General features: G+C 62.3%; 17 protein-coding genes and 1 tRNA gene. 6 read left to right on the top strand and 12 right to left on the bottom strand.

What is annotated here, in order from left to right:
• Positions 1-22: 22 nt before the first annotated feature.
• Entirely contained in the window at positions 23-661 is a 639-nt protein-coding gene (locus tag E5K00_RS09645) for a class I SAM-dependent methyltransferase (protein WP_135463011.1), read from the bottom strand.
• A gap of 115 nt (positions 662-776) precedes the next feature.
• Between E5K00_RS09645 and E5K00_RS09640 the strand changes: the two genes are divergently transcribed.
• The 3 genes from E5K00_RS09640 to E5K00_RS09630 all read left to right on the top strand — a co-directional run bounded on the left by E5K00_RS09640 (position 777) and on the right by E5K00_RS09630 (position 2452).
• Positions 777-1496 (top strand): phosphatase PAP2 family protein, encoded by a 720-nt coding sequence (locus tag E5K00_RS09640; protein WP_135463010.1) that lies wholly within the window; start codon positions 777-779, stop codon positions 1494-1496.
• Between the two features lie 124 nt (positions 1497-1620).
• Positions 1621-1705, top strand: a tRNA-Leu gene (locus E5K00_RS09635).
• 90 nt (positions 1706-1795) lie between these two features.
• Positions 1796-2452, top strand: coding sequence for a phosphatase PAP2 family protein (locus E5K00_RS09630; RefSeq protein ID WP_135463009.1), 657 nt, complete (start codon positions 1796-1798; stop codon positions 2450-2452).
• Between the two features lie 307 nt (positions 2453-2759).
• Here E5K00_RS09630 and E5K00_RS09625 read toward each other — a convergent pair whose 3' ends face one another.
• The 7 genes from E5K00_RS09625 to E5K00_RS09595 all read right to left on the bottom strand — a co-directional run bounded on the left by E5K00_RS09625 (position 2760) and on the right by E5K00_RS09595 (position 12460).
• Positions 2760-5093 (bottom strand): GAF domain-containing protein, encoded by a 2334-nt coding sequence (locus E5K00_RS09625; RefSeq protein WP_135463008.1) that lies wholly within the window; start codon positions 5091-5093, stop codon positions 2760-2762.
• Between the two features lie 127 nt (positions 5094-5220).
• On the bottom strand, positions 5221-5745 hold the full coding sequence (locus E5K00_RS09620; protein WP_135463007.1) for a hypothetical protein: 525 nt from the start codon (positions 5743-5745) through the stop codon (positions 5221-5223).
• A 128-nt stretch (positions 5746-5873) separates the two neighbouring features.
• Positions 5874-6731: a T9SS type A sorting domain-containing protein gene (locus tag E5K00_RS09615; RefSeq protein WP_167856819.1), complete on the bottom strand. Its 858-nt coding sequence runs from the start codon at positions 6729-6731 to the stop codon at positions 5874-5876.
• Between the two features lie 147 nt (positions 6732-6878).
• A complete protein-coding gene (locus E5K00_RS09610) occupies positions 6879-8438 on the bottom strand; it encodes a M16 family metallopeptidase (RefSeq protein ID WP_135463005.1) in 1560 nt (519 codons plus the stop codon).
• 117 nt (positions 8439-8555) lie between these two features.
• A complete protein-coding gene (locus E5K00_RS09605; RefSeq protein ID WP_135463004.1) occupies positions 8556-9938 on the bottom strand; it encodes a M16 family metallopeptidase in 1383 nt (460 codons plus the stop codon).
• A 199-nt stretch (positions 9939-10137) separates the two neighbouring features.
• Positions 10138-10839, bottom strand: coding sequence for a hypothetical protein (locus E5K00_RS09600; RefSeq protein WP_135463003.1), 702 nt, complete (start codon positions 10837-10839; stop codon positions 10138-10140).
• A gap of 184 nt (positions 10840-11023) precedes the next feature.
• Positions 11024-12460 carry a dicarboxylate/amino acid:cation symporter gene (locus E5K00_RS09595; RefSeq protein ID WP_135463002.1) on the bottom strand — a complete coding sequence of 479 codons (1437 nt, stop codon included), beginning with the start codon at positions 12458-12460 and terminating at the stop codon, positions 11024-11026.
• Between the two features lie 151 nt (positions 12461-12611).
• Between E5K00_RS09595 and E5K00_RS09590 the strand changes: the two genes are divergently transcribed.
• Positions 12612-13637, top strand: a complete 1026-nt coding sequence (locus E5K00_RS09590) for a dipeptide epimerase (protein ID WP_167856818.1) — start codon at positions 12612-12614, stop codon at positions 13635-13637.
• 26 nt (positions 13638-13663) lie between these two features.
• On the opposite strand, the gene E5K00_RS09585 is transcribed toward E5K00_RS09590, so the two are convergent.
• Positions 13664-14245 carry a DUF6799 domain-containing protein gene (locus E5K00_RS09585; RefSeq protein WP_135463000.1) on the bottom strand — a complete coding sequence of 194 codons (582 nt, stop codon included), beginning with the start codon at positions 14243-14245 and terminating at the stop codon, positions 13664-13666.
• Positions 14246-14403: 158 nt separating this feature from the next.
• Here E5K00_RS09585 and E5K00_RS09580 point away from each other — a divergent pair, with 158 nt between their 5' ends.
• Together E5K00_RS09580 and E5K00_RS09575 are read left to right on the top strand one after the other, a co-directional pair.
• Positions 14404-14853, top strand: coding sequence for a MarR family winged helix-turn-helix transcriptional regulator (locus E5K00_RS09580; protein ID WP_135462999.1), 450 nt, complete (start codon positions 14404-14406; stop codon positions 14851-14853).
• Between the two features lie 46 nt (positions 14854-14899).
• Positions 14900-15544, top strand: coding sequence for a YceI family protein (locus tag E5K00_RS09575; RefSeq protein ID WP_135462998.1), 645 nt, complete (start codon positions 14900-14902; stop codon positions 15542-15544).
• A 109-nt stretch (positions 15545-15653) separates the two neighbouring features.
• Here E5K00_RS09575 and E5K00_RS09570 read toward each other — a convergent pair whose 3' ends face one another.
• The 3 genes from E5K00_RS09570 to E5K00_RS09560 all read right to left on the bottom strand — a co-directional run bounded on the left by E5K00_RS09570 (position 15654) and on the right by E5K00_RS09560 (position 19343).
• A complete protein-coding gene (locus E5K00_RS09570) occupies positions 15654-16211 on the bottom strand; it encodes a hypothetical protein (RefSeq protein ID WP_135462997.1) in 558 nt (185 codons plus the stop codon).
• Between the two features lie 96 nt (positions 16212-16307).
• A complete protein-coding gene (locus E5K00_RS09565; RefSeq protein WP_135462996.1) occupies positions 16308-17117 on the bottom strand; it encodes a hypothetical protein in 810 nt (269 codons plus the stop codon).
• A gap of 60 nt (positions 17118-17177) precedes the next feature.
• Positions 17178-19343 (bottom strand): S9 family peptidase, encoded by a 2166-nt coding sequence (locus E5K00_RS09560; RefSeq protein ID WP_135462995.1) that lies wholly within the window; start codon positions 19341-19343, stop codon positions 17178-17180.
• Positions 19344-19455: the final 112 nt, after the last annotated feature.

The raw sequence follows: 19455 nt of genomic DNA, 5'->3' as shown, positions 1-19455 counted from the left end.
ATACCCCCGGCCGCGGGCCGATTCAGCCGAATACCGCGCCTTCGACCATGCCCCGGAAAAACAGCTGCTGTTGCTGCCGCCGTAACCCAAAAGCGGCCAGTTCCCGCCCCAGGTCGGGCATCTGCCGGCCGCTGATGCCGGTGGTAAGGCGAAAAAAGCCGTACATGGCCGCCAGCAGCCCCCGTTGCCAGAGGGGGCGGGCCGGTCGGAAATCGGCGACCAGCCAGGGCGCGGCGGGCCGCCGCGCCTGGTTGAGCCGGCTCAGGATGGCCCGTAGCCGCTCGGGGGCAAACAGATCCAGGAAAAAGAAGGTGATGATGGCGTCGAACGACTCGGTGGCCTGCAAAGCCTGCTCGGTGCCCAGCCGGAACTCGACCTGCCCGGCCCGCTGCGGGTGCTGGCGCAGCAGCGTCTCGCGCGACTTGGCCAGCATCACGGCCGAGGCTTCCAGGTACAGCACCCGGGCCTCGGGCTGGCGTTGCAGCACTTCGCCCAGCACCCAGCCCGTGCCGCCCCCGATAATGAGCACCCGGGGCCGGCCGGCCGGCAGAGCTTGCAGGGCCCACTGCTGGGCGCGCCGCAGGGCGTCGCCAAACACGAGGCGGGCCAGCGGATCGTAGAAAGCAGCTACCCGGTCGAAACCGGCATCGGCGAGAGACATTACACACGGAAAAATAGCGCGGTCAGCTGGGGCCGGCCGCCGAAGCAAGGCAATAACAGCAGCCGCAAGCCCGCCGCCGTCGTATGCAAGCTAGTCGTACTTTTTATACGCCGCAATGACCAACTACTTCCGCCGGCTGCTCGCGGGCTTTATGCTGTTCACGGCCGAGTTTGCCCTGACCCTGCTGATCGGGGTGCTGGGCGTGGCCGGGTTTCTGGCGCTGGGCCGCCAGGTGCTGAATCAGGATGCCGCCGTTTTCGACGCCCGGGCGTTTCACTGGACCCGGCACCTGCTCGGCGACAACCAGAGCGGGTGGGTAGAGGAAATAACGTTTCTGGCCTCGCGCAACTTCATTACGGCCCTGGCGCTGCTGCTGATCGGCTACTTTCTGTTCGTGCGGCGGCACCGCTGGTACACCCTGCTGGTGCCGGTCGTGGCCCTGGGCAGCATCTCGTTGAACCTGCTGCTGAAAAACACCTACCAGCGGCCCCGGCCCCTGCTGCCGCTGGTGTCGGCCTCGGGGCTGAGCTTTCCCAGCGGCCACGCCATGATCAGCGCCTCGTTCTACGGCCTGCTGATTTACCTGGTGCTAACGCACGTGCGCCGACACCCGGTGCTGCGCCGGGTGCTGGTGGCCCTGTTAGCCGCGCTGATTCTGCTCATTGGCCTGACGCGCGTGTATCTGCGGGTGCACTACGCCTCCGACGTGCTGGCGGGCTTCGCCGCCGGCCTGGTTTGGCTGCTGATTGCCATTCCGCTGCTCCAGCAAATCGAGAAAACAGTAAAAAATCGATTTAAATACGCACCGCAATTAGCTGAAAAACAGCCTGAATAGCATTTAGACAAAGATTTTTCACGATTTTTTTTGCTCAAGGCTTGATAAAATGAATCGGGCCGCTGTATCTTTGCATCGTTGAAAGACACCCCCGGTAGGGCGGCCAGTTGATTAACACCAAGATGCGCTTGTGGCGAAATTGGTAGACGCGCTGTCTTCAGGCGGCAGTTCCGCAAGGTGTGAGAGTTCGAGTCTCTCCGAGCGCACCACGAAAAGCCGATCCGAAAGGGTCGGCTTTTTTGTTTTCGGCCCGTTCCGGTTGTTTCTTTTCCTGGTTCATTCCCCGCTTCCCGGCTGCCATGCAAAAGCTTTATACCCGCCTGCTTACCCTGCTGACCTTTCTGGCCGTGGAAGTAGGCGTGCTGCTGCTGGTGTTTCTGACGACGCTGACCGCCTTTTACTACCTCACCCGGGTCGTGTTCGAGCAGCGCTCCATGCTGCTGGACCAAGCGGCTTTCGACTACGTAGACCAGCTGCGGGCCGCCGCCCCGGCCCTCACGCCCTGGGTGGTAGGCGTTACCTTCTTTGCCTCGGCACCGTTTCTGGTAGCGGCCGGCGTGATAGTTCCGCTGGGGCTGGCGTGGCGCAAGCGGCGGCGCGAGGCCCTGGAAGTTTTTCTGGCCGTGGCGGGCAGCGCCCTGCTCAACCAGCTGTTCAAAACCCACTTTCACCGCCTGCGCCCCGATACGGCCCTGTTTCCGCAAGTGGGCCTGAGCTTCCCCAGCGGCCACGCCATGATTGGCACGGCGCTCTACGGCTGCGTGGCCTGGCTGCTCTGGCGCCACGGCCGGCACCCGCTGCTGGGCCTGGGCTTGGTGCTTTGGGCCGTACTCATCGGCCTGACGCGCATCTACCTGCACGTGCACTACGCTACCGACGTGCTGGCCGGCTTCGCCGCCGGCCTGGGCTGGCTGGTTCTGTTGCGCTCCGGCCTACAGCTCTGGTGGAGACGCTAATGTGCTAATGTGGAAAATGTGCTGATGTGCTAATGTGGTAGAATGTGCAAAATGAAAAGACGTGTCATTGCGAGGCACAAGCCGAAGCAATCCGAAGGACAGCCTAGCTAACCCGTCCTCTGAAATGTGCTCAGCCTTCTAACGTGAAAAGCCCTTTATTCCCACTGGAATAAAGGGCTTTCTGGTAAAAGAGTGTTTATCACTTGCAGAGGACGGATTAGCTACGCTGTCCTTCGGATTGCTTCGCGTTGCTCGTAATGACACGAGGTTGGCCTTAGCACATTTCCCACATTAGCACCTGAGCACATTAAATTTTCACCGTGACCCGCAGGGCCAGCAGGCCTTTTACGCCTTGCAGCTCTTCCAGCTCCAGCTCTTCTACTTCGGGTGTGAGCAGGCCGCGGTCTTGCAGGTAGTCGATGTACTCCATGTACTCGGCGGCTTCGCGAAGCTGGGCGTAAACCAAGGCTATTTTACCGGGCTGGGTGAGCCGCTCGCCGGTGCCCAGCACGGTGGCCTTGTCCACGCGCTTCTTGATGATTTCGTAGCGGATGTTGTAGGCCCCGTCCACGTCGAACTGCCGCTCGTCCTGGCGGAAGCGGATGCTCAGGGGCTGGCCGTGAATCAGGATGAGCTGGGTGGTTTCCAGGGGCACGGCCAGCTTAGCCTTGAGGGCGGCGGTGCGGCGCGTGATTTCCACCGTCACCAGCAATTGCCAGAGGCGCAGGTTTTTCAGGAATACCAGGTCAAACGGCTTGTTTTCGACCAGCGACGCGCCCACGTAGATGTTGTGCTCCACGCCGTCGGTTTTGAAGCGCTGGAAGTAGTGCGGAAACATCTCCTGGGCCTTGGCTTCTTCCTCGTCGAGGTAGTCGCTCACCGTGTCGTTGAGCAGGGTCACGCTCTGCTCGAAGTCCTTGCGGCGCTTGTAGAGGATGCCCAGCTCGGGGTCCATGTTGTTCCAGTACTGCGCAATAACGGGCCGCAGCTCGGGCGTATTGGTAGCCAGATATTCGAACAGCGGCTCCACTTCCGTCTTCAGCGACTCGAAAATGCTGACCTCGTCGCCCGTGAGGATGCCCTGGCGCAGGCGGCGCAGGTTTTTGTTGACGTAGAACTTCAACTCGTCCAGAATCGGGAGCTGCTGGAAGTCGGAGGCTTTTTTCAGGACCTTGTTGGCCAGGGTCAGGTGCTCAATCAGGTCGCCCTGAATGGCTTCGTTGCGGGCCGTGCTGCTGCCGCGAATGTCGCTGGCGCCGTGCAGCGGGTAGACCTCGTGGAAGACGATGTCCTCCATTTCGGCGTTTTTGTTGCCGTCCTCAATCTTGTTGAGCAGGTTCAGGGCCGCATCGGTAAAGCGCCACTCCATCGTGGGGTGAATGGCCGTGAACTTCTCCTTGATAATGGCCTGCACCCGGGTCTGGATTTCCTCGGAATTGCGCTTGACGGCCACCGCAAACAAGGGCACGAACTGCGTGACCTGCTCGATGCAGAACTCGTCCAGGTCGCCGATGTTGGGCGAGCCCAGCTCCAGCAGCCCCACCGTATCGTCGCCGTAGGGCAGCAAAGCCAGGATGGTGCTCTTGATGCCGATGCCCAGAATCTGCTGGCGCAGATCTTCGGGAATATCGGCCTGCTCTACGTTCTGGAGCACCAGCGGCTGGCGGTCCTGCAAGAGCTGGTTGTAGATGCGGCGGAAGCCCGAGCTGGCGTCCTGATTGTTGAGCTGCTTGGTGAGGAAGCTATGGTTGATTTTGCGGCCAAAGTCCACGAAAGCCTGCTTTTTCTCGTCGTAGGCCGCAATGCCGAGCTGCAGAAACGGCCGGCCAAAGAGCACGCGCAGCTTCTCCTGAATCTGTTCGAGCCGGTCGGAGGCCTGGAGCACGTCACGCTCCAGCAGGTCGTATTTCAGCTCAGAAAGAATTTCCTGCTCGGTCACGTCGACCAGGTGCAGGATGTTGAAGCCTTCCAGCTCGAACCGCTCGGGCGGCAGCAGCTCGTGCCAGAGGTCGGCGCGGTGCAGGTTGTGGCTCAGGTGCTCAATCTGCTCGGGCGTCAATTCGGGTTTTTCGCCCACCACGCGCACATCCACGAAGGTGGAGTTGTAACCCACGCCGTAGTGCCGGTAGGAGCCGATGTTATAGTCCGGGACGGTGAAGATAATCGTGCCTTGCAGGGGCAGGTACACGCCGTACACCTTGTCCAGAATCAGCTGGTACACCATGCGGGCCATGTAGATGTCCATGGTGCGGGTGTCGAAGTTCAGGGGCTGCTTCACCGTTTTGTTGGCGTTCAGCAGCACGTCGGCAAACCGGGGCGTGTGGTAGAAGCTCAGCCGCTGAAACGGCGGCACGGCCCCGCTGATGTCGGTGGCGAAGGAGGCGGGCGGAAACACGGCCATCATCAGCGTCTCGACCAGGTCGCAGCTGCAGTCGAGCACGCTCAGGTCGGTAATGGTGCCGCGGCACCAGGGCGCCTCGGCTACCTGCTCGCCGATGGAGCGGGCCAGCAGGGCCACGCCGGGGTTGGGGTCGGTTTCGCGGGCCCGCCAGTAGGCAATAATCGGCTCCAGGCTCAGCGTCGTCTTGAACGGAAAAGCCGGGGAGGTAGCAACAGGGCGGGCGGTGGGTTCTCGTAGCATAAGTGCCGGTATAACAGCGAGGCCCCGCAGATTGATTCACTCCCGCCAAGGCCTGGTTTTTATCCTATACGGACGAGCTGGCCCTCTGGCTTGCCGCCGGCAAAGAAACTGCCCGCGCGGCCCCGGCCTACTGCTTGCTGAGCGTGATGTACACCGGCTGATCCTGGTCCGTCGGGTCGTGGGCGTCGTACTGCACGTTGTTGACCACCACGGTTTTTTTCCGGTTGCGGGAGCAGGTGCAGCAGGCGCTTTCATCCACGAAGCGGCTTTCCACCTCGATGGGGTCGACCACGAAGCGGCGCTCGGAGTGCAGCAGCGCCACGGTATAGATAAACTGCGTGAAGCGCACTCCCGACCGGGTGAAGGGGCGGCTGGGGCCAATGGAAAACGGCTGGGCCACGTTGGCCAGGGCCCGGCCAATGACGACGGTATCGGGCCGGGTCGAGCTTTTGGGGTCTTTAATCCGCCGCACCAGCACCAGGGTATCGACCTCGGTGGGCTTGAAGCCCCCGTTGGCCACGTCGAGGTTGAAGCGCAGAAACACGTCGTCGTCGTAGGCGTCCTGGCAAAGGCAGGTATTGTTGACGCAGCAGGCCGAAATAGCCAGGGCCGAGCCGAGCAGAAGAAACCAGGTGAGCAGGGAGCGTAGCATAACAGGGGTAAAGGTAGCGCCCCGGCCGCAGGATTCCGGTATCGGGCGGCGGCGGAGCGGCAAATCGGCGCAAAAACAAAAAAGCCAGCCCCCGGGGGCTGGCTTTGTATACGTAGGAACCGGGGTGCTTATTGCTTGACGAAGCGCTTGGTTTCGGTGCCGGTGCGGGTTGTGATTTTGTAGAAGTAGGTGCCGCCGGGCAAATCCGAGAGGTCGGTGCTGAGCGTGTGGCTGCCTTTTTCCTGCGGCTGGTTCTGCACCAGGGGGCGCAGGGTGTTGCCGCGGCCATCCAGGATTTCAATCGTGACGGGCCCGGCTTTCTTCACCGCGTATTCCAGCTGGTTGCTGCCCACCGCGGGGTTGGGGTACACGCTCAGGCCAGTTGCCGGGCCGGCGGCGGGCTGGGGAGCCGGGGCGGCGGGGTCGAGCAGCAGAAAGCGGGCGGGGCGGAAGAAGTGGTTGAGCTTACCGGCGGCGTGGCCAGAATCCCGGCGCTTTTCCAGCTGCCCGGGCGTGGCGTACTTGGCCGTAAGGGCTTTCAGATCCGTGCTCCACTTCTCCTTCTGGGGCTGGATTTCCTGGCTGAGCTGCGTCATCGGGGCCTCGTACTTCTTGGCCAGCAAGCCCACTTTCACCATGATTTCCCGGCTTTCGGAGCGCAGCTGCTGCACCTGCTGCTGCTGGGCGTCGGTCAGGGCGGGGCGGGCGGCGCCGGGCGGCAGGGTTTCGAGCAGACTTTTGCCGCGCTGGCGCAGCTGCTGGAGCTGTTGGCGGTACGTGGCCAGCTGGGCTTTGTCGTCGGCCGAGAGCTGGGCGTCCAGCTTCAGGCGCTGCTGCCGCACTACGGGCAGCACGTTGGCCTCGTAATAGGCTTTCACTTCCCGGCGGCCGGGCTTTTCGTCGCGGCGGCCCTTAGCGAAGGTGGCGGGGGCGCTCAGCAGCACGGCCAGCAGCAGAATAATGGTTTTGAGCAGGGTTGCTTTCATAAGGCTAAGGCAGGTAGAGGCAGGAGTTGTTGCGAATCTTCGGGCCATAGAGGCGCGAAGGGCGGCAACGTTTAATCGGCAAACGAAAAAAAACCGCTCCAGCGTATGCTGAAGCGGTTTTACTATATTCAGAACCTGGTATTCTGCTTACTTAAACGTGTCTTTCGTGTCAATTACTTTCACTTCCGTCACGTTCAGCTTGTAGGTGGCTACCTGCGCGTCTTCGGCCACTACGTCCTTCGGCAACCCTTCGCTCACCACTTTGGCGTAGCTCATGGGCGAGGGCGTGTTCTGCTTCAGCACGTCGGCCAGGGGCTGGGCCTCGCTGTCGTCCGTGACGATGGTCACGTACATGTTTTGGGTCTGCCAGTGCTTGCGGATGGCCTTGTTCACGTCGTCCAGGGTCAGCTTGGCCAGCTGCCCGTCCAGCTCCTTGAGATAATCCTTGCGGCCGTAAAACTTCGAGTCGAGCAAAAAGCCCAGCTGCTTGGACGGCGTGGTGCCGTAGAGCTTCACGTAGGAGCGCAGGAAGGTGCGCGTCAGCTCGAAGTCGGCTTTGCTCAGGCCGTTCTTCACGATGTTGTCCATTTCGCGCACGGCCATGCGCAGGGCAAACGGGGCGTGGCCCACGGTGAGGCCGCCCAGCTCGGTAGGATACTGCTTGCGCAGGCCCTCGGCAATCTGCACGGGGCGCAGCCACAGGCTGGCGTAGTTGGCGTGGCGGGGCACGCCGGGCACGGGCAGCATGTTCTGGCCGCCGTTTTCGTACCACTCGATGTAGCTGTAGTCGCCGTAGTTCATCGAGCGGGTCGTCCGGATCTTGTCGTAGAGCTTGCCGTAGCTTTTGCGGTGCTCACCCAGGTACGAGTTGGCCACCATCAGGGCCGCGAAGTCGTCGTTGGCGCGGGTGGTCTGGATGGGGAAGCCGGCATAGATGGCCGAGCCTAGGGCGTCGGTCTTGCTGATGATTTCGACGTGGATGCCTTTGGGAGCCGCCACGGTGGGTACCACGGCTTTAGCGGTGCTCTTGGGCAGCTTGTCGAGGTCGGCCTGCAGCTTTTTGGCAAACGACTCGGGGTAGTTGCCGGCAATGCCGATGGTCAGGTTGTCTTTGCCGAAGGCGGCGGCGTAGTGCTTTTTTACGTCGTCCAGGGTGATATTCTTGACCCCGGCGGCCGTGCCGCGCGTCATGTGCTGGAAGCGGGTGCCGCGGAAAAGCTGGTCTTCGAGGGCAAACTTGCTGTAGTCCTCATCCGAGGAGGCCCGGATTACCTGCTCCACGTAGTTCTGCAGGTTGGACTTCACCCGGCCGAAGTCTTCCTCCGTGAAGGTCGGGGTCAGCACTAGGCCTTGCAGCACGGGGTAAAACTTGTCGATAAAGTCGCGGTGAAACTCGAAGGTAAAGGTCGTGACTTCCTTGTCGGTGGTGGCGTAGTAGCGCGTGGCCATCGGGTAGAGGAAGTCCTTGAGCTGGGCGGCCGTCATGGCCTTGGTGCCGCCTTCGGTCACGAGCTGGCTCGTCAGGAAAGTCAAGCCTTCCTTGCCCACGGGGTCGGAGGAGGAGCCGTTGCGGAACTGCAGCTTCACCACCACTTTCGAGGAGTTGGGCTGGCGCAGCTCCACCACGTCGGCGGCCTGCGTAGAAAAAGCACCGGCCGGGCCCAGCAGGGCCGCCGCCAGCAGCAAGCGGGAAAAAGTATGTTTCATTAGAGAAGAATCGAGGGAAGGGTTGGGTGGTTGTTGATTGTTAATAGTTGATTGTTATTCATAGAAAATGACCTGACAACAATCAACAACTATCAATCAACAATCAACAAGAAAACGCTACTGCACGCCGCCCGTGGTGTTGGGCCCGATGGTGCCCACGGTGAGGTGCTCGGGCACGAAGTATTTCTGGGCCGCAGCCTGGATGTCGGCCGGCGTTACCTGGTCGTAGAGGGCGTAGTAGTTGTTGAGGCTCTGCGGGTTGCCGGTCAGCCAGATAAACTCGGCCACGCCGTTGGCAATCTGGTCGGGCGAGTCGAGGCCCATCAGGAAGCCGTACTTCAGCGCCGACTTGGTATCGGCCAGGCGCTTGGCGTCCACGGGCTTGGTTTTCAGCTCTTCCAGGGCCTTGGTAATTTCGTCTTTCACGTAGGCCATGTCGGCCGCCTTCACCACCGAAGCCCGGATGGAGGTCAGGTACGGGTCGCGGGTGTAGTTGGGCGCGCCGCCCACGAAGCGCACTTTCTGCTCTTTCACCACCAGCTTCTCGTACAGCGGTGAGTTGTCGGAAAACAGCATCGTGGTCAGAATATCCAGGGCGGGCAGGTCCTTGTTCTGGTCGGAGAAGGCCGGGCCGCGGTAGCTAAGGCTCACCAGGGGCGGGAAGTTGGCGTTCTGGATGTGCACGTAGCGCGGGGCCGTCTGCTCGGGCTCGGGGGCAATGGTGGGCTTGTAGCTGCCGCGCTGCCACGTGCTGAAGTACTTGTCGGCCAGCTGGTTTACCTGCTCGGGCTTCACGTCGCCGACCACCAGCAGGGTGGTGTACTCGGGGCGGTAAAACCGGTCGAAGAACTGCAGGGAGTACTGGTACTGGTTGGGCATGTCTACCACGTCCTTGAAAAAGCCCATGGTGGTGTGCTCGTACGTGTGCTTGTCGAAGGCCGCGTCGGCTACCTTCTCGTTGAGCTGGGTGTAGAGCGAGGCCGAGTTCTTAGTGTACTCGCCCTTCACGGCCCCGGCTTCGGCCTTGAAGTCGTGCTCAGGGTATTTCAGGTGCTGAAACCGGTCGGCTTCCACCTCAAACATCTTCTCCAGCATCGTCGCGTTGCCGGTCATGTGGTACACGGTCCGGTCGAGGGAGGTGTTGGCGTTAGCCGAGGCTCCCAGGCTTTTCAGCACTTCGTTGTACTGGTCTTTCGAATATTTTTCCGTGCCCCGGAACATCACGTGCTCAAAGAAGTGGGCAAAGCCGGTATGGCCGGGCTCCACTTCGTCGCGCGAGCCGGCGCGCACCACCAAAAAGAACGAGGCCAGGCCCGGCGAGTCGAAGGGCACGGTCACGACGTTCAGGCCGTTGGCCAGCTGCTTCTGCTGAATGGGGTAGGGGAAAGCCTGGGCCGAGGCGGGCGTAGCCGCCGTGGCTGGGGCTTTTTTTTGCGCCTGGGCCACGGGTGCCACCAGAAGGCCCGCCGCCAGCAGCCAGGCCTGTACAGAGTGTTTCATACGGGGTGAAAGGAGGTTGATATGAGTGGACCGCGCCCCCGGGCGCGTCACGCGCCAAAGGAAGGGTTGCCGGGTTAAAGGTTGCACATTCGCCCGGAAATTCCCGTATCGAATTCTGACCTGCCAGGCCCCAAAACAAAGCCCGGCGGCCCCCGCAAGGGAGCCGCCGGGCCGCCGGTAATAGATAAGGGTTGCCGGGTTACTCGGGCTTGGAGCCGGCCGGGGCGGGCTGCGCCGTGGAGTCGGCCGGCTCGCCGGTGCTGAAGCCGGGCACGTCGCTGATGGTAACCACGCCGGCGGTTTTGGCCAGAATCAGCTGCTCGCGCAGGTACTTAGCGTCGGCGGCCAGCTTCGGCCGGATTTCGTTCAGGGCCTGGCGCAGGGCTTCCACGTCGGCCAGGCGGGGCGCGCCTTTCTGGGAGTAGCCGTGGTAGGCCGCCACCCGGATTTTGGAGCTGCCCTTGCCCTTGTAGGTGGCCAGCACGTTGTCTTTCACGTCCACCACCTGCACTTCGGCCTGGAGCTGGGTTTCAAACCACTCGATGGGAATGCCCAGCAAAGAAGGCGTGAGCAGCGTGGCCAGCTGGAAAATGTGCAGGCCGCGGCCCGTGCGCTGGGTAGCTACCTTGCTGACGTTGAGCCGGATGGTGCCGTAAGTCGTCGTGTCCTTGTCGTCCATCAGGTTGCGGTCCAGCTCCAGGCGGAACAGCTTCTGGGCGTCGTCGGCGGTGGCACCCGTGGAGCGGCTCAAGGCGCTGGCCTCCACGTTGGTTTCCAGCACCGGTAGGCGGGTATTGAGCGCGGCCGTGGGCACGGTAAACAGGGCTTTGTCGAGCGAGCGGCAGCCGTCCAGCGTGACGAGCAAGACGCTGAACAGGGAAATCAGTGCGAAACGCTTCATGCAGATGAGATTAAGTGATAATGCGCCGGCGGCTTAGCCGCTTCCAACGCGAATTACGCGCAGACGTTTGCTTTGGCTGCGCGGCTATTCTATGCGTACTACTTTCTGTTGTCACGGTTCAAAACAGCACCGGCAGGCTGCGAGGGCCTGCCGATGAGGAATAAAAACGGAAAACAGCGGCAGCTTAGTGCACCTGGTGGGCCAGGCTGCTGTCGGCTTCGGCCAGCTCGTCGAGGGGCGGGGCCACGTAGTTGTCGATAAACTCGCCTTCCCAGCGGGCCACCACGGCCGAGGCCAGGCAGTTGCCGATAACGTTGACGGCGGTGCGGGCCATGTCCATCAGCGCGTCGATACCCAGGATGATGAACACCGGCCAGGTCGGCAGGTTGAACGAGGCCACCGTGGCCAGCAGGATTACCAGGGACGCCCGGGGCACGCCGGCCACGCCCTTGCTGGTCAGCATCAGGGTAAACACCATCACCAGCTGCTGGCCGAAAGTCAGCTCGACGCCGGCCGCCTGGGCCACGAAGATGGCCGCCAACGACAGGTAGAGCGTGGTGCCGTCGAGGTTGAAGGAGTAGCCGGTCGGCATCACGAAGGCCACCACCCGGCGCGGCACCCCAATGCTTTCCATAGCTTCCATGGCCCGGGGCAGGGCCGCTTCCGAGCTGGTGGTAGCAAAGGCAATGCTGACGGGCTCGGCAATGGCCTGCACGAATCGTTTGATGGGAATGCGCGCAATAAGCGCCACCGGCACCAGCACCAGAATGATAAAGGCAATCAGGGCCGCGTACAGGGTCAGCAGCAGCTGCACGGCATTCACCAGCGGCCCGAAGCCCATCTTGCCCACGGTGTAGGCAATGGCGCCGCCCACGCCCAGCGGGGCGAAAAACATAACCACGTTGGTAAACTTAAACATCACCTCCGACAGGCTTTCGGCCCACTCCACCATCGGGCGGCGGTGCTTGGCGTGCACCATCGCCAGGCCAATGGCGAAGATGATGGCAAACACCACCACCTGCAGCACCTGCCCTTCGGCAATCGACTTGGCAATGTTTTCGGGAAAAATGTGGGTGATGATGTCGGCCGCGCTTTGCTTGGGGGCCGCCGCAATGGTTTCCTGCACGTTGTTGCTGGCCTGGGCGGCGGCCAGCACGGCCGGGTCGAGCTTGCCAGCCTTGGTCAGGTTGATGGCCGCCAGCCCGATGAAGAGGGCAAACGTGGTGACGATTTCGAAGTACACCAGGGCCTTGACGCCCATGCGGCCCACTTTTTTCAGGTCGGCGTGGCCGGCAATGCCCACTACCAGCGTGGCGAATACCAGCGGGGCAATGATGGTTTTGACCAGGCGCAGAAACACGTCACTGAGCACCTTCAGGCTCTGGGCCTCCTCGGGGAAATCAGCGCCGGCCTCGGCTCCCACGAACATGCTCACCACAATCCAGAAGGTGAGGGAGCGGCGCTGCGTGGCGTAGGCCGTCATGGCGGCCAGGGCCAGCCAGCGGGCCGCGGTGGGCACCGCGTCGGGCAGGCCGCCGAGGTTGTAGGCGTGCAAAACGGTGAGAACCACGGCTACCACAAACAGCAGCAGCACCACGGGGACGAGGCGGGAGAACTTCATGCAGAGAAAAAAACGGAGAGGATAATCGGCGGGAAACTCAGCAAAGATAGGTTTTTGCGTTTCGTCGCGGATTGCTCGTTTCAATCTTGTTTTGCGTATCTCTGTAGCGTATTCCCTTTAGCTGATTCAGCCCGTGCCCCTTACCTGGACTTTGGCCGCTCACGAGCTGCCCCTGCGCTACACCTGGAAAATCTCCCGCAATGCTTCCGTAGTCAAAACCAACCTCGTGGTGCGGGTAGGCGGCAGCGGGGCCACGGGCTGGGGCGAGGCGGCGCCCAACGTGCGCTACGGCGAAACGCCGGAAAAGCTCACGACCGAATTTGAGGCCCTGCTGCGGGTGGGGCTCGGCGAAATTACCCGGCTGCACGAGCTGGAAGAGCTGCTGGCTGCTTTCGGCCCGTCCCACGCCCTGCGTTTCGCCCTCGAATCGGCCTTCGTGCACCGGGAAGCGGCGTTGGTGGGCCAGTCGGTGTCGGGGTGGCTGGGCGTGCCCGCCCCGGGCAGTCAGGTGCCCACGGCCTTCACGCTGCCCATCATGGAGCCCGGCGAAGTGGCCGGTTTCGTGGCCGCGCAGCAAATGAGCCGCTTTTCCCTGCTCAAAATCAAAGTCAACCAGGAAGGCGGCTACGACCTGCTGCGCGCCCTGACCCAAGTGCTGCCGGGCCGGGAGCTGATTATCGACGGCAACGAAGCCTGGACCGATGCCGACGCGCTGCTGGGCTTTCTGGAAAAGGCCCGCGCCCTGCCCGGCCTGCGGGTGCGCCTGCTGGAGCAGCCCATGCCCGCCAGCTGCCCCACCGACTACCGCTACCTGCGCAGCCGCTCGCCCTGGCCGGTTTTTGCCGACGAGTCGGTGACGGACAAGGCGGATTTCCGGGACATTGCCCAGCAGTTCCACGGCGTGAATATGAAGCTGATGAAGGCCGGCGGCTACCTCAACGGCATCCGGATCTTGCAGCAAACCCGCGCCCACGGCCTGCAAACAATGCTGGGCTGCATGGTCGAAACCTCCCTGGGCATCTGGTCGGCCCTGCAGATCAGCCACCTGGCCGACGTGTGCGACCTCGACGGCCTGCTGATTCTGCGCGACGAGCCCTTCGGCCTGGTGCGCGAGCAGCACGGCCTGCTGACCGCCCTGCCCGTGTGCTGGAACCACCTGCGGCCAGTGGTAAGCTAAAGCACCGCCCGGCTAGAGAAATGCGGCTACTTTACCTGGCGCAGCTGCTCGTCCAGGGCTTTAATCTGCTGATCGAGCTGGCTGGTGTCGGCGGGGCGCTGGGTGCCGGCGCTCAGCAGGCTGATTTTGTCGTTGAGCAGCTGGATTTTCTGGGCCATGAGCGTAATGCGGCTGTTGAGGCTGCTCAGGCGGGTTTCCATGTCGGCGGTAGTGGGCGCCGAGTTGCGGTCCACGTACTGCTCAAACTGGCCGCTGGCCGGGGCCGTGGTGCCACGCGAGGCCGCCGCGCTGCCGGGCGTGGCAAACACAATGTCGCCCTGCATGGTCACGTAGTCGCCTTCCTTCAGGGTGGTTTTCTTGCCGCCGGGCAGCTCCACGATGCCGCTCTTGTAGTTTACTTTCGTGCCGTTGCTGAGTACCACGTTCTGGGTCAGGGGCTTGGTGGTGCTGCCCTGGCGCAATACTACTTCCCCGTCGCGCATCAGAAACTGGTCGGTGCCGCTGGCTTCTACCGCGCCGGCGGGGCGGGCGGGCTTGGTCTGGGCCTGGGTGCTGAGGGGGGCCGCCAAAGCCAAAAAAAGAACGGCGGAGGAGAGGGCGCGAATCATGGCGTGGAGTTTGGTTGGTAGCTGAACGTACGGGTTTGCCCCGATTCAGTTTTACCCGGCTTCGTCCGGAAATAAAAAAGAAATTACGGAACTGTGTTGCGACATTAAATGTATGTACATATATTTGCAACGTAATCCAGCCCCGCTGAATGCAGACTATGAGAATTGAAGACGAAATCAAGCAGCCGGTGTTCAAGGACGACTACCAGAAAGGCTACATCAATCTGGTGTACACGGCCGGCTGGCTGCAGCAGCAGCAGGCCTGCGCCTTTCGCGAATTTGACATCACGCTGCCGCAATTCAACATTCTGCGCATTCTGCGGGGCCAGCACCCCAAGCCCGCTACCGTGAACCTGCTCATCGAGCGGATGCTGGACAAAACCAGCAACGCCTCGCGCATCGTCGACAAGCTCGAAGCCAAGCATCTGGTGACGCGCACCGTGTGCCCCAGCAACCGCCGGGCCGTCGACATCCGCATCACCGACACCGGCCTCGACCTGCTGCACCGCATGGACGAGGGCGTGATGAAGCAGCACCACGGCCTGCAAAACCTGACGGCCGACGAGGCCGCGCAGTTCAACCGCCTACTCGATAAAATCCGCGACTGACGTTTTTCAGTCATTCCCTTCGTTTTTCCTTCATTCTACCTCAGTCATGAAAAAATTCGCTCTTTCCGCCCTGTTCGTTGCTTCTATCCTGGCCGCGCCGGCCGTAGCCAAAGACCCCTCGGCTCCGAAGGCTGCTACCAGCACCAAAGCCGCCGCAGTGTACAAAGTGCAGCCGCAGCTCAGCACCCTGGGCTGGGTCGGTAAAAAAGTTACGGGCCAGCACAACGGCACCATTCAGTTCAAGAGCGGCGACGTGGAAGTGAAAGGCAACCAAATCACCGGCGGCACTTTCCTAATCGACATGAACTCGCTGAAAGTGGAAGACCTGAAGGATGCCGAGTACGCCGGCAAACTGGTGGGCCACCTGCGCTCCGACGACTTCTTCAGCATCGAGAAGAACCCGACTTCGACCTTCAAAATCACCAAGATTACGCCCATCAAAGGCGCGGCGGCCGATGCCAACAACGCTACCGTAACCGGCAACCTGACCATCAAGGGCATCACCAAGCCGATTAGCTTCCCCGCTAAAATCGGCGTGAAAAACGGGGTAGCTGCCGCTTCCGGCACCGCCACCATCGACCGGACCCAGTTCGACATCAAATACGGCTCGAAGTCGTTCTTCGAAAGCATCGGCGACAAAGCCATTGACAACGACTTCACCCTGAGCTTCAACGTTATTGCCAAGCAATAATCCGGCGTAGCAGGGCGCATTTTGCCTGCCGTGCTGCCTGGAAGCAATGAAAAAGCCCCGCCACAAAGAATGTGGCGGGGCTTTTTTGTGCGAATCGGGCGGGCGTCGGCTAATCCGGCAGCACCAGCTCCCGGGGCAGCTCGAAGCGCAGGTTGCGGCTTTTGCTGCGGCCGTGCAGCTGCTGCAGGAAGTCGTCGAGCTCGGGCTTGTATTCCAGCCACAGGTCTTCGTGCAGGTTGGCCAGAATCAGCTGGGCGGTACGGGCCGTGAGGCGGGCCGTGCTGACGTAGAAGCCGTTGTAGGGCGAGTCGAACTGCCCGGTGTAGTTGTCGAAAATCAGGCGGAGCGCGTACAGGTTCAGGTCGATTTCCAGGCGCTTATCCTTGGTGATGCGGCGGGCCCGGGCGCTTTCCTTCACGGCTTTGCCCAGGGCCTTGTTCAGGCTGCGGTTGAGCAGGCGGCCCGTCACGGCCACGTTGAACAGCTCGTGAATCCGGTCGGCGGTTTGCTCATACACCTGCTCGGTCGTCACGTCGGGCAGCAGCTCAAAGACCAGGGTTTCGTAGAGCTCCGCGTCGCGGCGCACGGCCCTCAGCAGCAGCTTTTCCTTGTCGGCATCGGGCAGGCGTTTGAGGGCTTTCTTGAACTCGGAGGACGGAACGGGCATAGGGGCAAAAAAGGCTGGTGGCGCAAAACGTGCCTTGGCATACGGATTAGCCGCGGATGTTGCCATGCGCGGCCATAAAACGGGCTCGGGCGAGTACTACAGCACAAACCCAAACACGGCACGGGCCGAGAGCCACGCCGGGTTCAGGTCGGGCCCCTCGATTTTCTGCTTGTAGTCGTCGGCGTAGTAGCGGCCCCGGCCGAGGCGGGCCGAGTAAGTAACGTGCAAACCCACCACGCAGCGCTTGAGCACGGCCGCGTCGAAGGGGTAAAACTCGTAGTGGGCGCCCAGGGCCAGGGCCGTGCTGCGGTAGTGCAGCGTGCGGCTGTAGGCCGGACTGGTGAGCAGCCCCAGGGCCGTGGTGCTGCCGCTCAGGCTCTGGTCGGTGAGGGTGATGTCGGCCGCGCCGTAGGTGACGCCCAGCGTGGGGGTGAAGCACTGACTCTGGTTGGCATTCAGCCAGGCGTAGCCCAGGTAGTTGGTCACGTTGGAGGAAGTCAGCAGGGTTTTGCGGTCCTGGTCTTCCTTCTTGAACTCATAGGCTACGGCCTCTAAACCCAGCACCACATGCCGAAACCGGAAGCTGCCCCCGCCGCCGTAGGCAAACTGCCCCTCATCCACGACGGGGTAGCCGGCCTGGCGCAGCACGCCGTTCAGCCCGTCGTAGTTGGCCCGGGCATAGCCCAGGCCGAAGAAAACCTGCCCCCCGAAGTTCTTGAAAATAGCCTCGTTGATGGCAGTGGCCTTGATAAAGTCCAGCGAATCAACCTCCACCGTCGTTACGGCCTTGGTGCGGCTGTCGAAGCGGCTGATGGGCACCGTATCGGGCCGGGGCGCGGTCTGGGCCTGGCACAGCGCCGCCGGGAGCAGGCCCAGCAGCAGGCCGGAGAGAAGCGGGAGTTTCATGCGGGGTGGAGGAGTTCGGGAGAAGGGCAGAACAGAAAGCCAGACCGAGGGGCCGCGGGGCTACAGGTGCTCGTCGAAGTACTGGGTAATCTTGTGGTAGAGGTGCACCCGGTCTTTGCCGCCCACGTTGTGCGGGTGGCCGGGGTACACGAAGTAGTCGAGCTGCATGCCCTTATCCACGGCCGTTTTCAGGTAGTCGAGGCTGTGCTGCCACACCACCACGTCGTCCACGGTGCCGTGGATGAGCAGCAGCCGGCCCCGCAGCTGGTCCACGTAGTTGAGCAGGTTGGCTTTGGCGTAGCCCTCGGGGTTTTCCTGGGGCGTGTCCATGTAGCGCTCCGTGTACATCACCTCGTACAGGCGCCAGTCGATAACCGGCCCGCCGCCGATGCCGACCTTGAACGTGCCGGGGCTGCGCGTCATCATGGTCGTCGTCATAAAGCCGCCGAAGCTCCAGCCGTGAATGCCGATGCGGGCGGCGTCCACGTAGGGCAGGCTTTTCAGATATTCCACGCCCCGGAGCTGGTCCTGCATTTCCTGGGTGCCGAGCTGGCGGAAAGTGGCCTGCTCAAAGGCCCGGCCCCGGTTGCCCGAGCCCCGCGAGTCGATGGTAAACACCACGTAGCCTTTCTGGGCCATGAGCTGCATCCAGAGGTTGGCGCCGCCGAGCCAGCTGTTGGTGACCAGCTGCACGTGGGGGCCGCCGTAGAGGTACACTACCGTCGGATATTTCTTGGCGGGGTCGAAGTTGGGCGGCGTAATCAGGCGGGCATTCAGCGTGGTCTGCCCGTCGGCGGCCTGCACCGTCACCAGCTTGGTTTGGCCCAGGGCGTAGCCTTCCACCGGGTTGGGCGCGGTCAGCAAGGTGGCGCCCACCTGGCCGTCGGCCACGCGCAGGGTCTGAATCAGGCGGGGCGTGGTGGCGCTGCTGAAGTTGTCGAGCACGTACTTGCCCGAGGGGCTGAGCGTGCCCGCGTGGGTGCCGGCGGCCTGGGAAATGCGGCGCAGCTTGCCGCTCAAACTCACGGCCTGCACCTGGCGGTCCAGCCCGTCGTGGGCCGTGGCCGTGAACAGCAGCTCTTTGCCCTTGGCATCAAAGCCCAGCACGTCGGTTACCACAAAAGCGCCCTTGGTGAGTTGGCGCAGCAGCTTGCCGCTGGTGGAGTAGAGGTAGAGGTGGTTGTACCCGTCGCGCTGACTCTGCCAGACGAACTGGTCGGGGTGGCCGGGCACGAACAGCAGCGGGTGCTGGGGCTCCACGTACTTCTCGTCTTTTTCCTCGAACAGCGTGTTGACGAAAGCCCCCGAAGCAGCATCGAACTGCTTGAGCTGCATGTGGTTCTGGGCGCGGTTGAGCACGGCCACGTAGATAAACTTCTCGTCGGGGCTCCAGCTCAGGTTGGTCAGGTACTGCTCCCGGGTCTCCCCGGTTTGCAGAAACACGGTTTTGCGCGAAGCCACGTCGTACACGCCCACCGTTACCTCGTGGCTTTTGTCGCCGGCCATCGGGTACTTGATGGGCACGGCCTGGGCCGGGGTGGGCAGCACCGTCACGATGGGGTAGTCCGTCACCATCGTCTGATCCATGCGGTAGAAGGCCAGCTTCTGGCCCTGGGGGCTCCAGAACGTGCCTTTGGTGATGCCGAACTCCGAGCGGTGGGCCGCCTGCCCGTTCACGATGGCCGGGTTGGATTCCTGGGTAACGGCCTCATTTTCGCGGCCCGTCAGGGAAACAAACAGGTTCTGGTCTTTGGTATAAGCCACGCGGGTGCGGGAGGCGTCGGCGTCCACGTTTTCCGCGTCGGCGGCGTAGCGCACCAGCTTGCTGGCCTGCCCGCTGCCCACGTCGTAGCGGTACACCTGGCCGTTGCTGGTCAGCACGAAGGCCGCGCCATTCAGCCACTGCACGGCCGGAAAGGCCTTGACTTCGGCACCGCCGGCCGCCTGTAGGGCCGCGCTGAGCCTGGTCAGCGGCACCACGGCGGTGGGCTGACTGGTGGTAGCGGCGCCGCGTACCAACTCGTCCTGGCCGCCGGTGGCGCGCACGTAGCTGTATTCATCGTTTGAGCCCGGAATCCAGGTGAGCTGCCGCAGGTTCTGGGGTTGCAGGCTGCGGTTGAGGAAGGCGTCTTCCATGGTGAGCAGCTTCTGCTGGGCACGGGCCGGCAGCTGCCCCACCAGCGCCAGCACGAACAGCAAAGCCAGGCGCGACGGTAGATAATGCATAAAGCGGGAAATGGGCGAGAAATTGAAAGCTGGAAATTACGCCGGATTTGCGAAGAACCCCGCAGCCCGGCCCCGTTGTTTTTGCCCGCGGCCGGGGCCGTAGCGCGCCCTG

Origin of the sequence: Hymenobacter aquaticus (assembly GCF_004765605.1) — a bacterium.
Classification (GTDB): Bacteria; Bacteroidota; Bacteroidia; order Cytophagales; family Hymenobacteraceae; genus Hymenobacter; species Hymenobacter aquaticus.
This window is presented reverse-complemented; position numbering and strand designations above follow the sequence as displayed.

Coding starts and splice junctions, on each gene's coding strand:
- E5K00_RS09625 (WP_135463008.1), bottom strand. CDS start 5,093: ATGCTACGAGAACCCACCGCCCGCCCTGTTGCTACCTCCCCGGCTTTT.
- E5K00_RS09600 (WP_135463003.1), bottom strand. CDS start 10,839: ATGAAGCGTTTCGCACTGATTTCCCTGTTCAGCGTCTTGCTCGTCACG.
- E5K00_RS09595 (WP_135463002.1), bottom strand. CDS start 12,460: ATGAAGTTCTCCCGCCTCGTCCCCGTGGTGCTGCTGCTGTTTGTGGTA.
- E5K00_RS09565 (WP_135462996.1), bottom strand. CDS start 17,117: ATGAAACTCCCGCTTCTCTCCGGCCTGCTGCTGGGCCTGCTCCCGGCG.
- E5K00_RS09585 (WP_135463000.1), bottom strand. CDS start 14,245: ATGATTCGCGCCCTCTCCTCCGCCGTTCTTTTTTTGGCTTTGGCGGCC.
- E5K00_RS09630 (WP_135463009.1), top strand. CDS start 1,796: ATGCAAAAGCTTTATACCCGCCTGCTTACCCTGCTGACCTTTCTGGCC.
- E5K00_RS09615 (WP_167856819.1), bottom strand. CDS start 6,731: ATGAAAGCAACCCTGCTCAAAACCATTATTCTGCTGCTGGCCGTGCTG.
- E5K00_RS09640 (WP_135463010.1), top strand. CDS start 777: ATGACCAACTACTTCCGCCGGCTGCTCGCGGGCTTTATGCTGTTCACG.
- E5K00_RS09570 (WP_135462997.1), bottom strand. CDS start 16,211: ATGCCCGTTCCGTCCTCCGAGTTCAAGAAAGCCCTCAAACGCCTGCCC.
- E5K00_RS09645 (WP_135463011.1), bottom strand. CDS start 661: ATGTCTCTCGCCGATGCCGGTTTCGACCGGGTAGCTGCTTTCTACGAT.
- E5K00_RS09580 (WP_135462999.1), top strand. CDS start 14,404: ATGAGAATTGAAGACGAAATCAAGCAGCCGGTGTTCAAGGACGACTAC.
- E5K00_RS09560 (WP_135462995.1), bottom strand. CDS start 19,343: ATGCATTATCTACCGTCGCGCCTGGCTTTGCTGTTCGTGCTGGCGCTG.
- E5K00_RS09610 (WP_135463005.1), bottom strand. CDS start 8,438: ATGAAACATACTTTTTCCCGCTTGCTGCTGGCGGCGGCCCTGCTGGGC.
- E5K00_RS09605 (WP_135463004.1), bottom strand. CDS start 9,938: ATGAAACACTCTGTACAGGCCTGGCTGCTGGCGGCGGGCCTTCTGGTG.
- E5K00_RS09620 (WP_135463007.1), bottom strand. CDS start 5,745: ATGCTACGCTCCCTGCTCACCTGGTTTCTTCTGCTCGGCTCGGCCCTG.
- E5K00_RS09575 (WP_135462998.1), top strand. CDS start 14,900: ATGAAAAAATTCGCTCTTTCCGCCCTGTTCGTTGCTTCTATCCTGGCC.